This window comes from Mesorhizobium sp. L48C026A00 (assembly GCF_000502375.1).
In the GTDB taxonomy this organism is placed as follows: Bacteria; Pseudomonadota; Alphaproteobacteria; order Rhizobiales; family Rhizobiaceae; genus Mesorhizobium; species Mesorhizobium muleiense.
This window is the reverse complement of the sequence record NZ_AYWU01000012.1, coordinates 57,598-78,147: the sequence shown is the minus strand read 5'-3', so window position 1 is coordinate 78,147 and position 20,550 is coordinate 57,598. Positions and strand designations below refer to the sequence as shown.

Annotated in this window: 19 protein-coding genes and 1 pseudogene; 10 read left to right on the top strand and 10 right to left on the bottom strand. The window is 63.5% G+C overall.

Annotation, left to right across the window (positions count from 1 at the left end):
• Nucleotides 1-35: 35 nt before the first annotated feature.
• Nucleotides 36-1,010, bottom strand: a complete 975-nt coding sequence (locus X738_RS62280) for a sugar-binding transcriptional regulator (protein WP_027152561.1) — start codon at nucleotides 1,008-1,010, stop codon at nucleotides 36-38.
• 25 nt (nucleotides 1,011-1,035) lie between these two features.
• Here X738_RS62280 and X738_RS0141990 point away from each other — a divergent pair, with 25 nt between their 5' ends.
• The 6 genes from X738_RS0141990 (at nucleotide 1,036) to X738_RS62255 (ending at nucleotide 8,896) form a co-directional block, all read left to right on the top strand.
• The gene (locus tag X738_RS0141990) at nucleotides 1,036-1,317 is read left to right on the top strand and encodes a hypothetical protein (protein WP_156942610.1); all 282 of its coding nucleotides are present in this window, start codon (nucleotides 1,036-1,038) and stop codon (nucleotides 1,315-1,317) included.
• Nucleotides 1,318-1,627: 310 nt separating this feature from the next.
• A complete protein-coding gene (locus X738_RS62275; protein ID WP_245277696.1) occupies nucleotides 1,628-2,860 on the top strand; it encodes an SWIM zinc finger family protein in 1,233 nt (410 codons plus the stop codon).
• The gene (locus tag X738_RS62270) at nucleotides 2,857-4,302 is read left to right on the top strand and encodes a DUF5691 domain-containing protein (RefSeq protein WP_023800178.1); all 1,446 of its coding nucleotides are present in this window, start codon (nucleotides 2,857-2,859) and stop codon (nucleotides 4,300-4,302) included. The genes X738_RS62275 and X738_RS62270 overlap by 4 nt, the downstream gene beginning before the upstream one ends.
• An 18-nt stretch (nucleotides 4,303-4,320) precedes the next feature.
• A complete protein-coding gene (locus X738_RS62265) occupies nucleotides 4,321-5,400 on the top strand; it encodes an ATP-binding protein (protein WP_023800177.1) in 1,080 nt (359 codons plus the stop codon).
• Between the two features lie 6 nt (nucleotides 5,401-5,406).
• Nucleotides 5,407-7,662, top strand: coding sequence for a DUF5682 family protein (locus X738_RS62260; RefSeq protein ID WP_023800176.1), 2,256 nt, complete (start codon nucleotides 5,407-5,409; stop codon nucleotides 7,660-7,662).
• Nucleotides 7,655-8,896 (top strand): VWA domain-containing protein, encoded by a 1,242-nt coding sequence (locus X738_RS62255; RefSeq protein ID WP_023800175.1) that lies wholly within the window; start codon nucleotides 7,655-7,657, stop codon nucleotides 8,894-8,896. Before X738_RS62260 ends, X738_RS62255 begins: the two co-directional genes overlap by 8 nt.
• An 83-nt stretch (nucleotides 8,897-8,979) precedes the next feature.
• Here X738_RS62255 and X738_RS62250 read toward each other — a convergent pair whose 3' ends face one another.
• Both X738_RS62250 and X738_RS62245 read right to left on the bottom strand, forming a co-directional pair.
• Nucleotides 8,980-9,906, bottom strand: a complete 927-nt coding sequence (locus X738_RS62250; protein WP_036269942.1) for a pseudouridine-5'-phosphate glycosidase — start codon at nucleotides 9,904-9,906, stop codon at nucleotides 8,980-8,982.
• A gap of 31 nt (nucleotides 9,907-9,937) precedes the next feature.
• Entirely contained in the window at nucleotides 9,938-11,047 is a 1,110-nt protein-coding gene (locus tag X738_RS62245) for a carbohydrate kinase (protein ID WP_023800173.1), read from the bottom strand.
• 169 nt (nucleotides 11,048-11,216) lie between these two features.
• Between X738_RS62245 and murQ the strand changes: the two genes are divergently transcribed.
• The 3 genes and pseudogenes from murQ (at nucleotide 11,217) to X738_RS62235 (ending at nucleotide 13,440) form a co-directional block, all read left to right on the top strand.
• Nucleotides 11,217-12,140 (top strand): N-acetylmuramic acid 6-phosphate etherase, encoded by a 924-nt coding sequence (gene murQ, locus X738_RS62240; protein WP_031255346.1) that lies wholly within the window; start codon nucleotides 11,217-11,219, stop codon nucleotides 12,138-12,140.
• A gap of 33 nt (nucleotides 12,141-12,173) precedes the next feature.
• Nucleotides 12,174-12,303, top strand: a pseudogene (locus X738_RS87140) (esterase); the annotation flags it as partial.
• A gap of 6 nt (nucleotides 12,304-12,309) precedes the next feature.
• Nucleotides 12,310-13,440, top strand: coding sequence for an anhydro-N-acetylmuramic acid kinase (locus X738_RS62235; protein ID WP_031255345.1), 1,131 nt, complete (start codon nucleotides 12,310-12,312; stop codon nucleotides 13,438-13,440).
• On the opposite strand, the gene X738_RS62230 is transcribed toward X738_RS62235, so the two are convergent.
• A complete protein-coding gene (locus tag X738_RS62230; RefSeq protein ID WP_023800170.1) occupies nucleotides 13,441-13,866 on the bottom strand; it encodes a GNAT family N-acetyltransferase in 426 nt (141 codons plus the stop codon).
• Between the two features lie 124 nt (nucleotides 13,867-13,990).
• Nucleotides 13,991-15,169 (bottom strand): MFS transporter, encoded by a 1,179-nt coding sequence (locus X738_RS62225; RefSeq protein WP_023800169.1) that lies wholly within the window; start codon nucleotides 15,167-15,169, stop codon nucleotides 13,991-13,993.
• A gap of 48 nt (nucleotides 15,170-15,217) precedes the next feature.
• On the opposite strand from X738_RS62225, the gene X738_RS62220 reads away from it, so the two are divergent.
• Nucleotides 15,218-15,757, top strand: coding sequence for an Lrp/AsnC family transcriptional regulator (locus X738_RS62220; RefSeq protein ID WP_023800168.1), 540 nt, complete (start codon nucleotides 15,218-15,220; stop codon nucleotides 15,755-15,757).
• Between the two features lie 71 nt (nucleotides 15,758-15,828).
• On the opposite strand, the gene X738_RS62215 is transcribed toward X738_RS62220, so the two are convergent.
• The 5 genes from X738_RS62215 to X738_RS62195 form a co-directional block, all read right to left on the bottom strand.
• Nucleotides 15,829-16,755 carry a manganese catalase family protein gene (locus tag X738_RS62215; protein ID WP_023800167.1) on the bottom strand — a complete coding sequence of 309 codons (927 nt, stop codon included), beginning with the start codon at nucleotides 16,753-16,755 and terminating at the stop codon, nucleotides 15,829-15,831.
• A 303-nt stretch (nucleotides 16,756-17,058) separates the two neighbouring features.
• On the bottom strand, nucleotides 17,059-17,895 hold the full coding sequence (locus X738_RS62210; protein ID WP_023800166.1) for a GNAT family N-acetyltransferase: 837 nt from the start codon (nucleotides 17,893-17,895) through the stop codon (nucleotides 17,059-17,061).
• Nucleotides 17,896-17,899: 4 nt separating this feature from the next.
• The gene (locus tag X738_RS62205; protein ID WP_031255343.1) at nucleotides 17,900-18,646 is read right to left on the bottom strand and encodes an aspartate/glutamate racemase family protein; all 747 of its coding nucleotides are present in this window, start codon (nucleotides 18,644-18,646) and stop codon (nucleotides 17,900-17,902) included.
• 10 nt (nucleotides 18,647-18,656) lie between these two features.
• A complete protein-coding gene (locus X738_RS62200) occupies nucleotides 18,657-19,475 on the bottom strand; it encodes an ABC transporter permease (RefSeq protein ID WP_023800164.1) in 819 nt (272 codons plus the stop codon).
• Nucleotides 19,476-19,479: 4 nt separating this feature from the next.
• A complete protein-coding gene (locus X738_RS62195) occupies nucleotides 19,480-20,391 on the bottom strand; it encodes an ABC transporter permease (protein WP_023800163.1) in 912 nt (303 codons plus the stop codon).
• Nucleotides 20,392-20,550 lie beyond the last annotated feature (159 nt).

Below are 20,550 nucleotides of genomic sequence, written 5' to 3'. Positions count from 1 at the left end.
CCTCCACAGGGTAGTTTCAATCGAATGGCTGCCGGCTACCCGACCGGCGTCTGCTCCACGAGTTTTCGCGCCGTCCGCTCATCGGTGACCAGGCCCTTGAGATAGCGACCCTCCAACACCGATTTGATGGCACGAACCTTCACCTTGCCGCCGGCAACGGCGACAATCCTGCGATTGCTGATGTCTTCGCGCGCCAGCGCCAGCGCCCGGTTGGAAAGCGTCGTCTCGACCGCTTTTCCAGCGTCATCGAAGAAATGGCCGAGCAGTTCGCCGACACCGCCGTTGCGACGGATCTCCTCCATTTCGCCCTTCTCGATCATGCCGGTGGCGACCAGCGACGCCTCGCGCTCGGCGGTGCCGATGCCGGCGATAAGCAGGTCGGCGGCCTTGCCGAGATCAAAAACCTCGCTGATGCCCTTCTGCCCGAGCAGCACGGTTCGATCCTCGACCGTGTTGGCGAACATCGGCACCGGCATCACATAGGCTTCGGCGCCGGTCCGTTCGGCCAGGCGGTGAATGACGTCGTGCGGATTGGCCGAGAACTTGCGCGTCAGACCGCCGAGCAGCGAAACGAAGCGGGTCTTCTCGGCCGATATGCGCGGCAGATATTCGACGCAGGCGGCGAGCGTGCGCCCATGACCGACGCCGATCAGCGTGTCCTCGCCGCGTTCGATCTCACGCTTGAGGAACTGCGCGCCGGCGATGCCGAGCGCCTTGAGCGGCAAGTCCTCGCCATCGAAGTCGGGAACGACCTCGCAATAGTCGAGGCCGTAGCGGCTGGACAAATCGTCTTCAAGCGCGACGCATTCCGACACTTCGCCGTCGATATAGACTTTGACCAGCCCTTCCTGATTGGCCTTGGTGATAAGGCGATGCGCCTTGAGGCTGGTCAGGCCAAGCCGCTTGGCAACCTCCGACTGGGTCAGCCCGCCAGCATAATGGAGCCAGGCGGCGCGCGTCGCCATACTGGTTTCATCGTCACGCAGGAGGCCGTTTCCAAAACCAACCATTTCCGCCCTAAGATATTTTTATCAGGTGATGCAAAATTTTTCACAAGGTGTCGCAGGAGTCAAGCGCCGCAGCGTTCAAATCACCTTGAGAGGGCAAAAAAGGCCTGCTGAAGCAGCCATCGTGCAGGGCGGTGCCAGTCTGAAATGCCATGCCTGTCGACCTGAAGGGCAAAGGCTGAACGGCTCGCTCCAAGCGAACCAGTTGCATGGCCGCAAAGGCCTGCTCCCGTTCAATGAGCGCATAACTGGGCTGACCGACGCCAACCGCCGATTTGCTGAAAATGCTCTGCCCGCCGAATGGCGGTAGAGCTCGCTTGCGGATCAGGCGAATTCGGGCAAGGAGGACAGGGGCCGAGAAGTATCGATCTTCACATTGCGAGAGCTACAATAATTCTTCACGAACGGCTATCTATCCTTCCGACAGGTGTTTGGTTCGAGTCACGAGGGGCGCGGCTTGGAATTCGATTTGAGGACCATTGAGGCGCTTGCTCCCGATCAGGCGTCGCTGAGCGCCGCCTCCAAGCTGACCAAACGATCGAACTGGCCGCGAAAAGCATGAGCCCCAGGCGCTCATCTGGGGTGAATGCCAGGGCTCCGGCTCCAATCCATATCGGGTGGTGGTCGACACCGGCGATCACGGCTACAAATGCACCTGCCCGTCGCGAAAATTCCCGTGCAAGCACACGCTGGCGCTGATGTGGATTGCCGCCACCGCGCCAGCCAGTTTTGCAGCCGCTGAATCCTCGCCTGAATGGGTGAATGACTGGCTTGGCCGGCGCAGGAAGACGACGCCACCGCCAGCGCAACCGATAGAAGGTGTGGCAGCCAAAAGCATTGCTGAGGCTGCACGGACGGACGACAGCGCCGCCGTCGAAGACGGTGCGGCGGTGGAGCGTCGTGAGGCTGCGCAGCGCAAGCGGGCGGAAGACACACGACAAGCAGTGTCGGCGGCGCTCGATGAACTCGATCAATGGATCGCCGACCAGTTGCGGCTTGGTCTTTCCGGGTTTGTCGACGGCAGCAGCGACCGTTGCCGCCGGATTGCCGCGCGGCTGGTCGACATGAAGGCAACCGCGCTTGCCGGTCGCATCGACGAGATCCCTTCGCGGCTGATGGCGCTGCGCAGCGAAGAAAAACCGGATGCGGCGATCCGTGAGCTTGGCAAGCTTGTGCTGCTGGCCAAGGCATGGCGGGCGTCGCCCGACGACCCAGAGCTGAAGCGCCTCGTATCGACCTCTGAAACCCGCGAACAGGTTCTGGCCAATCCGGATGCAAGACAGGTCGAAAGCTTCTGGGAGGTTCTGGGCGAGAAGATCGAGAGCCGCCGTGACGGTCTCGTCAGCCATTCGACCTGGCTGCTCGATCTGAAGTGCGCTACCCCGGAATTTGCCGTGCTGCTCGATTATTTTCCGGCTTCTGCCGGACGCCGGTCCAACGCTTTTGCGCCGGGCGATCGTTTCGATGCCCGGCTGGTCTTCTATCCATCACGCAAGCCGCTGCGCGCACTGGTGGCAGAACGCATGGGTGAAGTGACGTCCGGCGCGTGGCCTGATTTCAGCTTTGGCGCTGCAAAGGACCCACTCGCCACGCATGCTTCCTATCAGGATGCTGCGCCTTGGATTACCGATTGTCCTCTCATACTGCCGCCTGGTGCGATCCTGGTTGATGACCGCGGCACAGGCTGGTGGCAGGCCGCGGATGATCCGCAAGGGATCGCCTTGCCGATCACAGGCGCTGTCAATCAAACATTGCTCGGCCTCGACCTTGCGGCCACGGCAGCGCTCTGGGATGGCGCCCGGCTTGACCTTCTGGCGGCTCAAAGCGGATTCGGGAGGCTTGGCCTGTCGTGAACGAGGGCGAGCAAACAGGCCTGGCGACAATGCGCGATTGCTGGATCACCGGCGGAGCCACCTTCGATCTGGCTCCGACCGCCTGGAAGACGATCGCCGGCGGTGCAAGTCCCGACGAGCAGGAGCGCCGGCTCCTGGCAATCGCAGCACAAGCGCTCGACGTCGCCCTGCGGCCGGCGGCGCCGAAGACGCTCAAGCGCCGGCCGCCGCTGCCCAGGCTTGCGCTCCCGATGCTGCCGGAGCGGTTGCGGCCGCTGTTGAGAGCCGCTCTGAAACATGCCGTCGACGCGCGACGCAAGACGCGCGTGGTGACGCTTGTCGCCAGCCGCGGCTTTGTGCTCCATCCGATGGACTGGATGCCCGTCGCGTCGGATCAGAACAGTCCGGACGTCTACGCCCCCTGGATCGACTGGCAAGCAAGCGTGGACGGGGAGAGACATGCCCCGCAAGAGAAACTGACGGCGGAAAATTGGGATGAGTTCTATCCCGCCGCGCGACGCATCGCGCTGGCAGACGCGCGCCGCAGTGAACCGGCTTCGGCTCGACTGCTGATCGAGGCCAAGGCGTCGGGCGAGCCCGCCGAGGTCAGGCTTGCGCTCGTCGAGCTCATGCGCTTCGGCCTGAATCCTGAGGACGCGCCGTTCCTTAAAAGCCTCTCCGCCGACAGGTCCGGCAAGGTGCGCGAACTGGCTGGCCGGCTGCTGGCAAGGTTGGGAGAGCACGGCCGTTCAAACGATGGCGGACCGGATGATCCCGCAGCTGAACTCGCCGCTTTCATCAGCGAAGGCAAATCCGGCTTCATCCGCCGCCGCAGCATCTACACGCCGGCGAAGTTCAAATCGCCGGCGCAGGAAAAGCGTCGCGCCGAATTGTTCGAGACCTGCAACCTGGTCGACCTGGCCGCGCGGTTCAGTGCTACCGAATCTGAGTTCATAGGAGCCTGGCAATTCGGCGTCGACAACAATGCCGACATCCTGATCGCACGAATGGTCGCCGCTTCGGGGAGCGACGCCGCGGTGACGCATATGGCCGACGCACTTGTCGCCGATGGCGGCAAGCCAGCGCTGTTCGTACTGCACCTCACGCCGCGCCTGGACAGTCGCAGAAAACGAGCCCTCGTCCGGCTGATCCTCAAGCAAGCGAATTACCTCAACGCGATCAATCTGGCGGAAGGCATTGATGCTGGCTGGCTGGAATGGGGCGATCTTTCGAATGGGTCGGCTGTTGCGGCGCTGCGTTCCGCCGTTGCGGGAAACGACGACGCCATGCGCCGAGGCGCCGACGATATACTGGAAACGATCGGCTTCCTTGCCACGGCGACCACGGCAGCAAAATTGATCGACGAGGTCGTCGCAGCCGGCATGCCGCCCGCAGCCCCATCACTCAGCGTCCTGCGTCTCAACGCGGCGCTGGCCGAACATCAGTCTAGAACCGACACATGATCAATCCGGAGAATTCATATGAACGCTGCCATCCGTCTCCCGGTCGAGCAGGCCTATGCCTCTGAATTGCAGGCGCTGGCGCGCGGTGACGACAGGCAAAAGCCTGCCGGCTGGAGCCTCTCGCCACAAGCTGTGCTGACTTATCTGCTGGGCGGGAAGGCCGGTGACGGCACGCCGGTAACGCCAAAATATGTCGGTCGCCGCCGACTGATGGAGACCGCGGTGGCAACGCTCGCCACCGACCGCGCACTGTTGCTGCTCGGCGTTCTCGGAACGGCCAAGTCCTGGGTGTCGGAACATCTGGCCGCCGCCATCATGGGCGACTCGACGCTGATCGTGCAGTGCACGGCCGGCACCGACGAGAACCAGATCCGCTATGGCTGGAACTATGCACAACTTCTGGCAAAGGGCCCGAGCCAGGAAGCATTGGTGCCGACGCCGCTGTACCGCGCCATGCAGACCGGCAAGCTCTGCCGACTCGAGGAACTGACGCGCATGGGCTCGGATGTGCAAGACACGCTGATCACCGTACTTTCCGAAAAGATGATGCCGATCCCGGAATTGAACACATCGATCTATGCCCAGCGCGGCTTCAACATCATTGCCACGGCAAACAATCGGGACAAAGGTGTGAATGAACTCTCCTCGGCACTCAAGCGTCGCTTCAATGTCGTGGTGCTGCCATTGCCGGAAGACATGGCTGAAGAGGTGGCGATCGTCTCCAAGCGGGTCGACGAGATGGCCGGCGGGCTCGACCTGCCGGTGCCGAAAAATGTCGGCGAGGAGATAGCCCGGGTATTGACCATCTTCCGTGAATTGCGGTCCGGTGCGACCGCCGACGGCAAGGTGACGCTGAAGACGCCCTCGGGCTCGCTGTCGACCGCCGAGGCGATCGCGACGATGGTTGGCGGGCTGAGCCAAGCGGCGTGGTTCGACAGCGGCAAGCTCGGCGCCGAAGGTCTCGCCGCCAGCCTTGTCGGCGCGATCGTTAAAGACCCGGTACAGGACAAGGCAGTGCTTGAGGAATATCTGGAAACAGTGCTCAAGAAGCGGCCTGACTATGCCGGCTACTATGCGGCCTTGAACGCAGCGATCTGACGCGTCATGGGGCACAGCGACGTCGCCTATTTCGGCATACGCCATCACGGGCCGGGTTCCGCCGACAGCCTTGTGCAGGCATTGCAGGATTTGCAGCCGGTCGCCGTGCTGATCGAGGGGCCGATCGATGCCTCCGCGCTGCTGCCGTTGCTGGCCCGCCCGGAGATGCAGCCGCCGGTAGCACTGCTTTGTTATCCGGAGGAGGATCCGGCTTCGACAAGCTTCTGGCCATTCGCCGAGTTCTCGCCGGAATATCAGGCGGTCCTTTGGGCCGTGGACAACAAGGCGGCGTTGCGCTTCATCGACCTGCCGTCGTCGGCGCGCTTCTCGGAAGCGGCGGTCGACGGCGCGGAAAAAGTCGATGCTGACGATGCGAAGGAATCAAGCGAGCGTGATGATGTGGCTCCGCATCGGCGTGATCCGATAGGCACGCTGGCCCGCGCCGCCGGCTATGAGGATGGCGAAAGCTGGTGGTCGGACATCATCGAGCAGAATCCGGAACCAGGCCCCATATTCGCCGCCATCTCCGACGCGATGATGGCGCTGAGGGATGGCGAAGGCTCGATCGCGCAGTTCGAGGCCCAGCGCGAAGCGCATATGCGGCTCGAAATCGCTGCGGCGCGCAAGGATTTCGACGGACCTGTCGCCGTCGTCTGCGGGGCGTGGCATGTGCCGGCACTGCAGGCGACACACATGCAGAAAAACGATCAAGCCCTGCTTAAGGGGATTGCGAGGCGCAAGAGCACGATGACATGGGCGCCGTGGACGGGACCGCGTCTGGCGCTGGGCTACGGCTATGGCGCGGGCGTCGTCGCACCCGGCTGGTGCAAGCATCTCTGGCGCACGCGCGGCGGGCGCGATGCAGCAACCTTGTGGCTTGCAATGATTGCAGCGGTGCTGCGGGTGAAGGGTCACCTGGTCTCGACCGCTTCGCTGATCGAAGCGGAGCGGCTCGCCCGCACGCTCGCCGCGATTCGCGAGCGGCCGAAACCCGGGTTTGAGGAATTGCGCGACGCCGCAATTGCGGCTCTGTTCAACGGCGAAGCGTTGCTGTGGGCCGTGGTCGAGGCCGAGCTGCTTCTAGGTGCGGACGTCGGCGAAATTCCACCCGACACGCCGTTGGCGCCGTTGATCGAGGATCTGCAGCGCAACCAGAAGGCGGCGCGGCTGAAACCTGAAGCGCTGGAGCGGGAACTATCCGTCGACCTGCGAAGCGACAGCGGGCTGTTTCGTTCGACATTGCTGCATCGGCTGAACGTGCTTGGTGTGCATTGGGGCAAGTTGACGGACGCCGGTCGCAGCCGTGGCACGTTCCGCGAGCGGTGGACCCTGGCCTGGGAGCCGGAATATGCCGTTCGCCTGGTGGAGAACCTGATCTACGGGCCGACCATCGAAAAGGCTGCCAACGGCCGCCTGATACAGATGATCGAAGCCGCAGCAACCCTCGATACGCTTGCGGCACTGGTCCAGGGCGCCATCACGGCAGGCCTGTCGGAAGCATCGACCGCCGGTCTCACGGCCCTGGAGGCGCGCGCGGCGCGCAGCAGCGAATGCCTGGAGATTCTGGCCTCGGTGCCGCCGCTCGCCGACATCATCCGCTACGGCGAGGCGCGCAAAACCGAGACGAACCGGCTTTCCGGCCTCATGGAGCGGCTGATCGTCGAAGGTGCGATCGCGCTTCCCTATGCGGCACGCGACCTGGATGAGCAGGCCGCCGCGACGCTGGTAAGAGCGATGCGCAAGGCCGATGAGGCGATCAGGCTGGTGGAGCCGGGGGAAGACGTGCTGAACGGATGGCGCAACGGGCTGGCTGCCGTTCTCGAGGGGTCGCGGGCGACGGCGCTATTGGCCGGATGCGCCGCGCACCTGCTCTACGAGGCCGGCCGCCTGTCCGCCGAAGCCGCAGCCGAGCTGCTCGGGCGACGCCTGTCGCCGGGCACGCCAGTCGCCGAGGCGGCGGGGTTCTTCGAGGGCTTCTTCAGCACAGCGGGTCAACGGCTGATCTATGACGAAGGTCTCCGCAGCGCGGTCGATTCCTGGCTCAAATCTCTCGACGAAGATGCTTTCATCGCGCACCTGCCGTTGCTGCGCCGCGTCTTTTCCAATCTGGACAGCATGGAGCGCCGGCGACTGATCGAAGCGGTTCTCGGCCGTGCCGCGCGCTTGCCGGCTGGCCTGACGCCGACGCCGGATGGCGAGGCATGGCGCCGACACCTGGAACGGCTTGGACCATCGCTGAGGGGAGGAAGCGGCAATGGATGACGAGGGCGAAATGAACGGGCCCGGCCGACTCACTGCAGATGCCGGAGGGGAGCGCCGCTGGCGCCTGGCGATCGGCGCCGATGACGAGGCGTCGGCGGCACTTTCCAGCGACGACAAACGACTTTCGGCGGCACTCGATGCTCTCTACGGCGATGGTGCCAGCGCGGCGGCCAGTGACCCGCGCAAGCGGCGTGGCGGGCTTGGCCGCTCGGCACCGCGCGTTGCGCAATGGATGGGGGACATTCGCTCCTTCTTTCCCGCGCAGGTCGTTCAGATCGTCCAGAAGGACGCTTTCGAACGGCTGGACCTGAAGCAGATGCTGATGGAGCCGGAGTTCCTCAAGGCGATCGAGGCGGGCGTCAACCTGGTCGCCGACCTGATTTCACTGCGTTCAGTCATGCCGGCCAAGACCAAGGACATCGCCCGCACGATCATCGCCGACATCGTCGCCAAGCTGATGCAGAAGCTGGAGCAGAAGACCGCCGAGGCGATACGCGGCGCGCTCGACCGATCGAAGCGCACCAAACGTCCGCGTGCGCGCGATATCGACTGGCAGCGCACCATCTCGGCGAACCTTCGCCACTACCAGCCCGAGCACAAAACTATCGTGCCGGAGAAGCTGGTTGGTTTCATGCGCAAGCAGCGTCGGCTAGTCGACCTTGACGAAGTCGTTCTCTGCGTCGACCAGTCCGGCTCGATGGCAAGCTCGGTCGTCTACGCCTCGATCTTCGCGGCAGTGATGGCCTCGCTGCCGGTCGTGCGCACCAAGCTCGTCTGTTTCGATACGGCCATCGTCGACCTTACCGAAGAACTCAGCGATCCCGTCGAAGTGCTGTTCGGCGTGCAGCTTGGCGGCGGCACCGATATCAACCAGGCCGTCGCCTATTGCGCCGACCGTATCGAGCGGCCAACCAAGTCGCATCTGGTGCTGGTCACCGACCTCTACGAGGGCGGCAATGGCCAGGAATTGCTGCGGCGGCTGGCGGCGCTGGTTCGATCCGGCGTCAATGTCGTCGTGCTTCTGGCACTGACCGACCAAGGCCGGCCCGGCTATGATCCGGCAATGGCAGGTTCGGTTGCCGCACTTGGCATTCCGGTCTTCGCCTGCACGCCGGATCTGTTTCCGGACATGATGGCGGCGGCATTGCGCCGCGAGGATATCGGCGCCTGGGCGGCGGGAGCCGACATCAAGCTGGTTCGCGCCGAGACCGAGGCGCCCAGGGCGGACGACTGAGCCCCATGTTCCAGAGGGTTGCCGAACTCCTGTCGCGGCTGGAAAGCGGCTGGACAGGTCAGCGATTGTGGCCGGCAGTTCCGCTATTTAATGTCCTTCAATCCCGCATGCGCCACGGCAATGCGGGCAGCGAGCGCCGCGTTGTTGCGGACCAGCGCGATGTTAGCCTTCAGGCTGCGGCCCTGCGAAAGCTCGTTGATGCGGGCGAGCAGGAACGGCGTCAGTTCCTTGCGACCGATGCCGCGTTTTTCGGCTTCCGCCACCGCCGCGGCGATCGTGCCATCGATGAAGGCTGGATCGAGCGCATCCAGTTGCGGAATTGGATTGGCGACGAGGATGCCTGTGCCCGAGCCGATCTGCTCGTGCAGCAGCATGGCCTGCGCAATCTCCTGCGGCGTATCGAGGCGGTGATCGGCTTTAAGTCCGCTGGAGCGCGTATAAAAAGCCGGAAAGTCGTCGCTCTGGTAGGCAATCACCGGCACGCGCTGGGTCTCCAGATATTCCAGCGTTTTTGCAATATCGAGGATCGATTTCACGCCGGCGCAGACGACGGTCGTGCCGGTCTGGCCGAGTTCGGTCAGGTCGGCCGAGATATCGAAACTGGCCTCGGCGCCACGATGCACGCCGCCGACGCCGCCGGTCGCGAAAATACCGATGCCGGCCAATGCAGCGATCCGCATCGTCGCCGAAACCGTGGTTCCGGCCGAGCCGCCGCCCACCATAATGGCGGCGAGGTCGCGCCCGGACGCCTTGACCACGTCCTTTGCCGCTGCCAGCTGCTCCAGTTCACGGTCATCGAGCCCGACCTTGATCTTGCCGGCAACCACCGCGATGGTGGCAGGCACGGCGCCATTCTCGCGCACCACGGTCTCGACGCCGCGGGCAGTCTCCAGATTGGCCGGATAGGGCATGCCGTGGGTGATGATCGTCGATTCCAGCGCCACCACCGCGCGGCCTTCTCGAAGTGCTGCCGCGACTTCGTCGTTCAGGTGGAGAAGGGAAGGTTTCATCGTCATTTCGCTTTCAGGGTTCGGCTCGCGTTCAGGCGGGAATGCGGTACATGCCGGCGGTGAGGAAGCGCGGCGACAGATCGGGATGGACGCTGGATTCGCTCTCGGTGGTCAGCGTGGCGAGCAACGCCCCGGTGCGCGCCGAGTCAAGCACGGGATCGCCCGAAAGCACCTTGTACAGGGTGCCGGCAATCATTGCGTCGCCGGCTCCGGTGATGTCGACGGCGCGGGCCGGGACGGAACGCATCGTTGCCACGCCGCCTTCGGTCGCGACCGCAAATCCGTGCGCGCCCATGGTCACGATCACCCCGCTGGCGCCGGCCGCGCGCAGCGCCGCCGCGGCCTCTTTCGGCTTCAGCCGCTTGTCGGCATCGGTGATGCCAAGCATCGTATTGGCCTCGTCATGGTTGGTGAATAAAAGGTCGATGCCGGTCAGGTCCTTGGGCAGGCGCGCCGATTTCGGCGACGACACCGTGTCGACGGCGAGCTTGAAGCGCGCGCCCTGCTTGCGTGACATCAGCGCTGCGATCGTCGCGGCCGGCAGGTTGCAGTCGATGAACACCCAATTCGCCGAAGCCAGATGCGGCCAGAAACGGTCGAGACAGGAGGGCGAAAACAGATCGAAGATCTCCATGTCGGCGATGCCGAGCACGAGATCGTTATTGAGGTCGAGGATCGCTGCATATTCCGCCGTCGGCCGCTCCGTGGTGGTGATGACCTGGCTGACGTCGGCGCCCAGGTCGCGCAGATGCCGCACCAGCGAGCGGCCGGTCTCGTCGTCGCCGACAATCGAAACGAAGCTTATGTCGACGCCGAGGCGGACAAGGTTCTCGGCGACGTTGCGGGCGACGCCGCCGAAGCTGCGGTAGCCGGCGACCGGGTTCGACGTCCCGAAGATCAGATCCTTCCTGGCGTGGTACTTGCGGTCGAGGACGGCGCCGCCGATGCAGATCATGCGCTTGGAGGCCGGCAAGACATAGCCGCGACCAAGAATGTAGCCCTTGTTGACGAGCTGCACGATGTGGGCCGCGACGGTCGAGCGGGCAATGCCGAGCGCGGTCGCTATATCCTGCTGGCCGGCGAACGGGTTCGCCGCAATGAGATCCAGCACTGCCTGTTCCTGTGCTCCAAGGTCGTCCATCGCCTCACCCCGGCCCGTGCAATTCATGCTGAACTTTGACCAACAACAGATGATGTTGTCAACATTTGTTTGGCCGGCGAGCCTGTCGATGCCAGCTCTGGGACTGGTCAACGCCCGGCGCCGCATCACATTACTTGTTGCCGATGGCAAGAAGTTTGAAAGCAGGCGGATGAACGAACAGGAGTTGATGGCGGAGCTGGAGCGGCTGGTTTCCGAGGATCGGAACCCGAGGACGATGGATATCGACCTGTTGCCGACCATCGAGATCCTGCGCATGATCAATAACGAGGACAGCGGCGTTCCGGCCGCCGTCGAGAAGGTCATTCCGGAAATTGCTGCCGCGGTAGACCGGATCGTTGGTGCGTTTCAAAAAGGCGCGCGGCTTGTCTATATGGGCGCCGGCACGAGCGGCCGGCTGGGGGTTCTCGACGCCTCGGAGTGTCCGCCGACATTTGGCGTGCCCGAGGGCATGGTGCTCGGTCTGATCGCCGGCGGCCCGAATGCGCTGGTGCGGGCTGTGGAAGGCGCCGAGGATGATCCGCAACAAGGCATCAAGGCACTGCAGGGCATCAAGTTGACCGCCGACGATGTGGTGGTCGGCATCGCGGTCAGCGGCCGCACACCCTACGTCATTGGCGGCCTGACCTATGCAAGGCAGGTGGGAGCAACGACGGTGGCACTTTCCTGCAACCCCAGGTCAGTCATTGCCGGCATTGCCGACATTGCCATCTCTCCGCTTGTCGGCCCCGAGGTTCTCGCCGGCTCGACCCGGTTGAAGTCGGGAACCGCGCAAAAGCTGGTTCTCAACATGCTGACGACAGCCAGCATGATCCGGAGCGGCAAGAGCTACCAGAACCTGATGGTCGACCTCAATCCCAGCAACAAGAAGCTGGTCGCCAGGGCGGTCGGGATCGTGATGCAGACCACCGGCTGCACAGCGCAGCAGGCACGACGGGCGCTCGACCAGACCGGCAAAGACGTCAAGCTGGCGATACTGGTGACAATCACCGGGCTGGGCATCGAAGAGGCGCGCAAGGCGCTCGACAATGCGGGCGGGTTTTTGCGAAAGGCGATCGGCGAAAAGACGGCGTGAGCTGTCTGGATACCGGTATACCAGTATACAGGATGGATCGACTTCGACAAAGGCAGGGGCATGGGAGACCTTGCTCCCCAAACGGATCCATCCGACACATCATTTCGACAGCGGGATTATCGAGATTCGCCCATCGGTCGGCGATCGCGCCAACGGAGCCTAACAAATGATGATTGCGAAAAGTGGCGAACCAATCTGGGCCGTCGGGCTGATGACCGGCACGGTGCTGGACGGCAATATCGATGTTGCGCTGATCAAGACCGACGGCGAGCGGATCGAGGATTTCGGCACCTACACGCTGGCGCCCTACCCCGGATCGATCCGGACGCTGCTGGAGGAGACGCTGGATCAGGCCAGGGCGTGGAATTTTTCCGGGCCGGAACCGGCGATCTTTCGCGAAGCCGAAGAAGCGCTAACGCGCGCCCAGTCAGCAGCCGTCAAGGACCTGGTCGAAAGCTACGGGCTGACGATGGCCAATATCGGCGTCGTCGGCTTCCATGGCCAGACCGTGCTGCATCGCGCCCCGCAAACCGGCCGGCTCGGCCAGACCCGCCAGCTCGGCGATGGGGCTTTGATGCATGCCATACTGGGGACCAAGGTCGCCTATGATTTCCGTTCGGCCGACATGCGCGCCGGCGGGCAGGGGGCGCCGCTGTCGGCCGCCTATCACGCCGCGCTGCTGCGCGATGCCGATATCAGCGGCGACACGGCGGTGCTCAATCTCGGCGGCGTCGCCAACATCACCTGGTGGGACGGCAAGGACAATGTCGTCGCCTTCGACACCGGACCGGCCAATGCGCCGCTTAACGATTTCATCAAGGCGAAAGGGCTGGGCGACATGGATCGCGACGGCGCGCTGGCGCGGACCGGCACCGTCAACGAAGCCAAGCTGGCCAAGCTCCTGCAGCATCCCTACCTGGCCAAGCCCTATCCAAAGTCGCTTGACCGGTTCGATTTCGGCGCAGCCATGGCGGACGGGATGAACGCTGAGGATGGTGCCGCACTGCTGACGGCCTTCACCGCTGCGGCCGTCGGCAAGGCGCTCGACCTCCTGCCGCACCGGCCGAAGCGGCTGGTGGTCAGCGGCGGCGGCCGCCACAACCCGACGATCATGGCCATGCTCGCCAGCCGCGCCGGCGTCGAAGCGGTGCCGGCGGAGGCGCTCGGCTGGAAGGGTGACGCGGTCGAGGCGGAGTGCTTTGCCTTCCTGGCGGTTCGCGTGCTCAGGGGCCTGCCGATCAGTTTTCCGACCACCACCGGTGTGCCACAGCCGATGCGCGGCGGACGCCTTGCCGGCTGATCAAGCCAGCAGTTTCTTCTGCAGGAAGACGCGGCTGCGACCGGCGGGAAAATCGGGAAGCACGCCGAACAGCCGATACCCCTGACGCTCATAGGCCTTGGCCGCCTGGGGATTGAAGGTGTCGATCAAGGCGCCATGACAGCCGCGTGCGACGGCCTCCTGTTCGGCTGCGTCCAACATCCTGCCGGCCATGCGCTGGCCGCGCAGCCGCTCATCAACCCACAGCCACTGCACATAGAGCCAGCCCCAGGCGGTGTATCCCGAGATGCCGCCGACAACCGCACGGTGCTCGTCGCGCACGAACACGGCGAGCACCTTCCTGTTGGCCGGACCGACTTCGCTGTCGTTGAACGCGCTGAGCCGCTCCCCGAGAAAAGCGAGTTCTTTCGGCGAAGGGTCGGCGGTGGTTTCAAGCGTCATGTTCATCGCTTGTCCAGACAGGCTCACAGCCGGATACCGGTATACAGCGCTTCCGACGCGTAGCACTTTCATTTGCATTTATCGAAGGAAAGGCGGGGAGCGCAAGCGCTGCCGCCGCGTGGCTCCGCGACTACACGGGCCGCGGCGAATGCCACGCCGCCGCCGCAGCGGCAACCAGCATGAGCAGCGCGGCGACCATTGCCGATGCCGCAAAGCCGAAGCTGGAATAGAGCGGTCCGAAGGCGGTGGTGCCGACAAACACCGCGAGATAGGTCACTGCGCTGTTCAGGCCCATGATCGTGCCGCGCCGCGCCGGATCGAGCGCCGAGAGGCGCATCACCAGGACGTTCAGCCCGAAATGATTGGCAAGGCCCCAGAGCGCGACCATGGCGATAGTCAGATGGAAACTACTGCCTGCCGCGGCCAGCGCGACATAGACGGCCGCGACGAGGAGATAGGCGAACGGCATGACACGTCGCGCGCCAAGCCGATCGATCACGCCGTCAAGCAGTGCCGCCATGCCAAAGCCGGCGCCATAAGCGAGCGCCGCCAAGCCGTTGGCGCTGACCGGCCGTCCCAAGCCATTGTGAAGGTGATCGCCAAGATAGCCATAGACGCCGTAGAATGCGGTCATGAAGGCGCCGCAGGCGACCAGGAGCGGCACTATGCCGGGAACGGCCAAGGCGCCGAGCGGCGTCGGCGCCGGGCCGCTTTTCCTGACATCGCTCAACGACGTCAGCGTAAGGCCGGTCAACGCGAGCGCCGCAAGCACCGCAACCGCTGCGAAAACGGCGCGCCAATGCACCAGATCGGCAAGCACCGCCGACAATGAGACGCCGGCGACCATGCTCAGGGTCCATCCGGTCAGCACGACACCGATGGTTCCACTTTCGCGGCCAGGCGGCGCGATCGCAGCGGCGCTGGCGTAGATTGCCGGCATGGCGATACCGGCGGCGATGCCGGCGAGAAGCTGGGCTGCAACCAGCGTCGTTACCGTCGGCGCGGCGGCGCTGGCGAGAAGCGCGACCGCCAGCAGCAGCAACGCCCCTTGCAGCATGCGGCGGGCGCCGAGCCGATCGATATGGCGGGCCAGGAACAGGGCGCTTGCCGACGTTCCAAGCCCGAACGCAGCGGACGCGATCATGACGGCCGGCACGCTCGTCGCAAACGATGCGGCCACCGCCGGCGCTATCGGACCGAGAACCAGCGAGTTCGAGCCGATCACCGCGATGCATCCGGTCAAGAGATAGGCGAGCGCCGGGATAGGCGGCCTTGCCGTCAATGTTGCGACTTGATCACTGTTCGACATATGGCGATAATCGCCGTATTAAATTCTGTATCAATAAGGAATTTCACCATGGATGAAGAAACAGATGGCATTCTGCAGAACAGGCCTGCTGCCCGCGATGTCGACGCAACCGACCGAAAGATATTAGGCGTTCTGGTCGACGACGCCACGGTCAGCTATGCCGAGCTCGGTGATCGTGTCGGCCTGTCGCCGCCGGCCGCGCATGAACGGGTGAAGCGGCTTCGGCGCAGCGGCGCCATCCGCAACACCGCGGCAATCATCGATCCCAAGGCGGTGGGCAAGCCGTTGCTCGCTTTCGTCCACATCGACACCAAGGGTTGGGGAAAGACCCCCGAACTGATGGCGATTTCCGAGCATCCCGAAGTCGAGGAGATTCATTCGGTGGCCGGCGACACATGCATGCTGATCAAGGTCCGCACCGAGGACACAAGGGCGCTAGAAGGCCTGCTGTCGCGTCTTTACGAAACGCCCGGCGTGACCTCGACGCGAAGCTATGTGGTTCTGTCGACCTATCTCGAGCGGCCGGTGCAGCCCGGGATCACGACGGAATGGCCGGCACCCCGGCACATGGCCAAGCCATTGTATTAGCCGGAGCGCGCGACCGGCTGGATGAGGGAGGTTAGCGGGCTTCGACAAGCTCGCTAACCGCTCGAGGTTCGCTACCGAGACGCCTTGTAAAGCTTGGTAGCAATCTCGTACATTTCCTCAGGCGCGTAGTCCGGTGTGAAAGCTGACGGCTCTCCCACCAACTCCTGGATCTTTCCGCCCTCTGGCATTCCCTCGACCACCTCCAATTCACCTGGAGGATCGTCCGGGAGGGCCATTTCGCCATTGCCCCAGATGCCGGCTATTTCACGGTAATCTTCGGGGCTGAATGTATAAAGGCGTCGGTGCGAGCCTTCCTCAAGATATTTCTGGCTCTCCGGGATGTTGGCCAGCGGAATGTTGGGCGTCGGAAGCATCTTCTCGATTTCGACACCCGTTATCTGTTTGAGCGCGAGGGCATAGGCATGGGCGTGCACCGATCCCCTTACCAGCAGATATCCGCAGACCTCCCGTCCGGTTGGGTCCGACAAGGTTTCGTAGACCCGCAGTTTGTGAAGGCGGGCTCCGCATTCGAGATGGAAATTGTGGAGGAGGTCGAAAATGACGTTGCCGGTCGTTGTAACGAAATCCTTGTTCCAGCTCAGGCCGTTTGAATCGATCGGCACGGCGCCACCACCATGCGACAAAAATCCGGCAGCCAGCCTCGCGTCCTTCATCATTTCGAACGGCGCGCCGGTGATATCTGTCGGACCTACCGTGTCAGCGCCGGGTTCATCAGGGCCGTTCGCAAGCATCGACACCCCGTTGCTGACCAATTCGACATGGCCAAGCTCTTCGGCGGTTATGGCCGCAACCAGGCTGTAGAACGGCCTCAACTTGCTCTTCGATCGGAAATTGAAGCTTTGGAAGAGGTAGTTACCGAGTGTGGACATTTCTCCGTATTTTCCGCCAAGCAACTCCTGGAGCGCTGAAGCGGCATTGACATCCTGTTGGGCCGGTGCCGGTAATTCGATCTGAAGCTTGTCGACGCGCAAGAACATGGCCTATCTCCGTTAGAGGAGCTGACCTAACAGCACTTCGACGGTATTGTTCCCGCCTTTAGAAGAGTATTTCTCCCGTCGACCGGCTTCTTTCCCAAATTGATGCGTTGGCGCGACTGGAACGCTGCACATCGAGGCGTGCGAACGTTTTAGCGCATGCGGAAACTTGGCGGCGCCTTCATCCCTTTCGGAGATGACTACACGACCGACTGGATGAGGCAGGCTAGCTGACCCCGCCGCAGGTAACATTGAATTCCGTTGCGTGGGCAGCCGGCACTGCGCACAAAAATCTGATGCCTGCCCTCAGCCAAGCTCCAGGGTCGTTATCGCAAAGACCCCGGACTGCATGAGCTGCGGCGCGCGCCCCCTGTACATTCGGGCAGTCTCGAAACCTGGTTGAAGACCGGCGGACGACAACAGACCTGCAAAACTGCCACTGGTCTCGGGAACATCGAGATGGACGTTTTCGGGACCCGACATGAGCGCGAGGGCCGCGAACAGGCGGCTTGCCGCGTCCAGGCTATTGGCAAAGAGCGGGCCGATCTTGCAACCGTCCCGGCAGCGGCGCGCGACGCCGTAGCCCGCGATGGCGCCATCCCTGACGATCGCAAGCGCGATGTGCGGCGGGCGCAGCCAGTGTTTTAGGAAGGATCGCCGCGGAGCGGGAAAGAACCGGCTGTCGTAGTCCAGAACGTCAGCCATGAGTTCCGCGCCTATGACGCAAATGTCGCTGTCGGCAGCTGCCGGACCGTTCGGCGACCCGACGAAACGGATCGTCCGATAAACCGGCGCAAAACCCATGCTGCGGTAATTGGCCTGCTGTTCGACGACACCATCGAGGCCGACCGTACGGTCGCCGAGCCGCGCCATGCCGGCATCCCAGACCGCCTTGCCATGGCCCTCACCGCGCCTGTCCGGCCGACAGATGTAGAGACCGATGAAGCCGAAATCGTCGCCATAGGCGACGGCCGAAATACCGGCCACCATCTCGCCATCGACAAAGGCGCCGATGAAGCCGTCTGGATCCGCCGCATGGAACGCCACGGCATCGCCAACACCGGGATTCCAGCCCTCCGCTGCCGCCCAGTCGACAAGGATTTTTACGTCTTCAAGTGCGAGCGTTCTGATCGTTCGGCGCATTGCCTCACTCGGTGGCTACGGTACCGGGGGCGAAGGACTTCAATGCGCCAAGATAGGGCTTTGCCAGCGGGTTTGCATAGGCGCCACGCTTGGACGTCGACAGGCCAAGCGCGATCAGTGCCTCGGCCTGCTTGACCGCGGCGCCGACGCCGTCGATGACCGGAACGCCGAACTCCCGCCGCAGCGCGGCGGCGAGATCGGCCATGCCGGCACAGCCAAGCACGATGGCCTCGGCGCGATCCTCGTCGAGCGCGCGCGCGATCTCGCCGCGCAGCTTCAGGATCGCATCGGAGGTTGGGTCTTCGAGCGCAAGAACCGGAATGTCGGCAGCGCGCACGCGTGCCCGTCCTGCCATGCCATAGCGCTGCACCAGCGCTTCGACCGGCACGCGCGAGCGCTCGGTCGTGGTGACGACGGTGAAGCGCTGGGCGATGAAAGACGCCGTGCTGAGCGCTGCCTCGCAGATGCCGATGACCGGAATGCTGGCCATGGCGCGCGCCGCATCCAGGCCGGTGTCGTCGAAACAGGCGACGATCGCGGCCTGCGCGCCCGAGCGTTCGCCGGCGGCGATCTCGATCAGCAAGCCCGGCACGGCAAGCGCCTCGTCGTAGTAGCCTTCGATCGACACAGGTCCCATCGACGAGGTGACGGCGACGATGTCCGTTCCGGCGGCGGCGACGAGCCGCGCCGCCGCTGCAATGGTTTCGGTCATGCTGGCGGTGGTGTTCGGATTGACGACGAGGATCTGCACTGCGGTTCTCTCAAGCTCGCGGCCGACGGCCGCCGACATAGGCGATTGCGCCGAGCGTCGCCAAAATCACCAGGAAGGAAAATACCGTGGTCACGGTACCCAGCGCATAGAGCACTGGCGTCGTCACATTCGTCGTCATGCCGTAGATTTCGAGCGGCAGCGTGTTGAACGTGCCCGAGGTCATCAGGGTGCGGGCGAACTCGTCATAGGACAGGGTGAAACCGAACAGGCCGACACCGATCAGGCTGGGCGCGATCATCGGCAGCACGACATGCGCGAAGGTCTGCCAGGAGGTCGCGCCCAAGTCCCGCGCGGCTTCCTCATAGGCCGGCGAAAACCGGTTGAAGACGGCGAACATGATCAGCACGCCGAAAGGTAAGGTCCAGGTCAGATGGGCACCAAAAGCAGAGGTGTACCAGGCGGGACGAAAGCCGATCTGCTGGAAGACGACGCCGATGCCGAGCGAGATGATGATCGACGGCACGACCAGGCTGGCGACTGCCAGATAGAACAATGCGGTGGCGCCGCGAAATTTTTGCCGAAAGGCAAGACCGGCAAGCAGCGACACGCCGACGGTGACGATCATCACCATCAGGCCAAGAATAAAGGAGCGTTTGAAGCTGCCGCCGAAATCACCGACCGCCTGGCGTTCGAACAGATTGGCGAACCAGTGCAGCGAAACGCCGTTCAGCGGAAAGGTCAGCCCGCCATTCTCGCCCTGGAAGGACAGGATCAGGATCGCCGAGAGCGGGCCGTAGAGAAACAGCACGAAAAGGGCGAAGAATGCCGCCAGCACGTAGAATTCAAGGGTGCGCTTGTCCCGGCTCATCGCCTCACAGCTCCTTGCGGATGTCGACGATGCGCAGGATGCCGGCGACCATCAGCAGCACCAGCACCAGCAGCACGACCGCGTTGGCGGCCGCTGCCGGATATTGCAGCAGCGACATCTGGTTCTTCATCATCAGCGCGACGGATGCGCTCTGTCCACCGGACATCACCTGCACCGTCGAAAAGTCGGCCATCACCAGCGTGACGACGAAGATGGTGCCGATCGCCATGCCGGGCTTGGCAAGCGGGATGACGACGTTCCACAACACCTGCCAGCCGGACGCGCCGGCATCGCGCGCGGCCTCGATCAGCGACTTGTCGATGCGCATCAGCGTGTTGAAGATCGGCGTCACCATGAACAGCGTGTAGAGATGCACCATGGCCATCACCACGGCGAATTCGGAATAGAGCAGCCATTCGATCGGCTTCGGGATCAGCCCGATCTCAACCAGCGTCGAGTTGACCAGGCCGTTGCGGCCAAGCACCGGAATCCACGAGATCATGCGGATGATGTTGGAGGTCAGGAACGGCACCGTGCAGACCAGGAACAGCACCATCTGCATGGCGGTGGTCCTGATATGGAAGGCGAGGAAATAGGCGACCCAGAAGCCGACGAACAGCGTCAGTGCCCAGACGATACCAGCGTATTTCAGCGTGTTCAGATAGGTTTTCCAGGTCACCCACGAGCCGAGCGTGTCGGCGTAGTTGATGGTCAGGAAATCCGGATACATCGCCGCGAAATCGTAGTCCCAGAAGGAGACCACGGCGATCATCAGGATCGGCAGCAAAAGGAACGCGCCGAGGATCAGCGCCAGCGGCGCCGCCTGCAGGTAGGGAACGAGGCGTGCGACCGAGACGCGGCGGCGTTTGGCCGGTTTGGCCTTGATCATTGCAGGACGTTCGAGCACTGCTGTCATCAACATCTCGGTAGGCTGCGAGGCGACCGGAGCTGCGTCCCTTCTCCCCTTGTGGGAGAAGGTGGATTGGCGCGCAGCGGCAAGACGGATGAGGGGTGTTGGAAGAAACTCAGCGTTGGCGATCCGTCCAACACCCCTCATCCGACCGAGCTTCGCTCG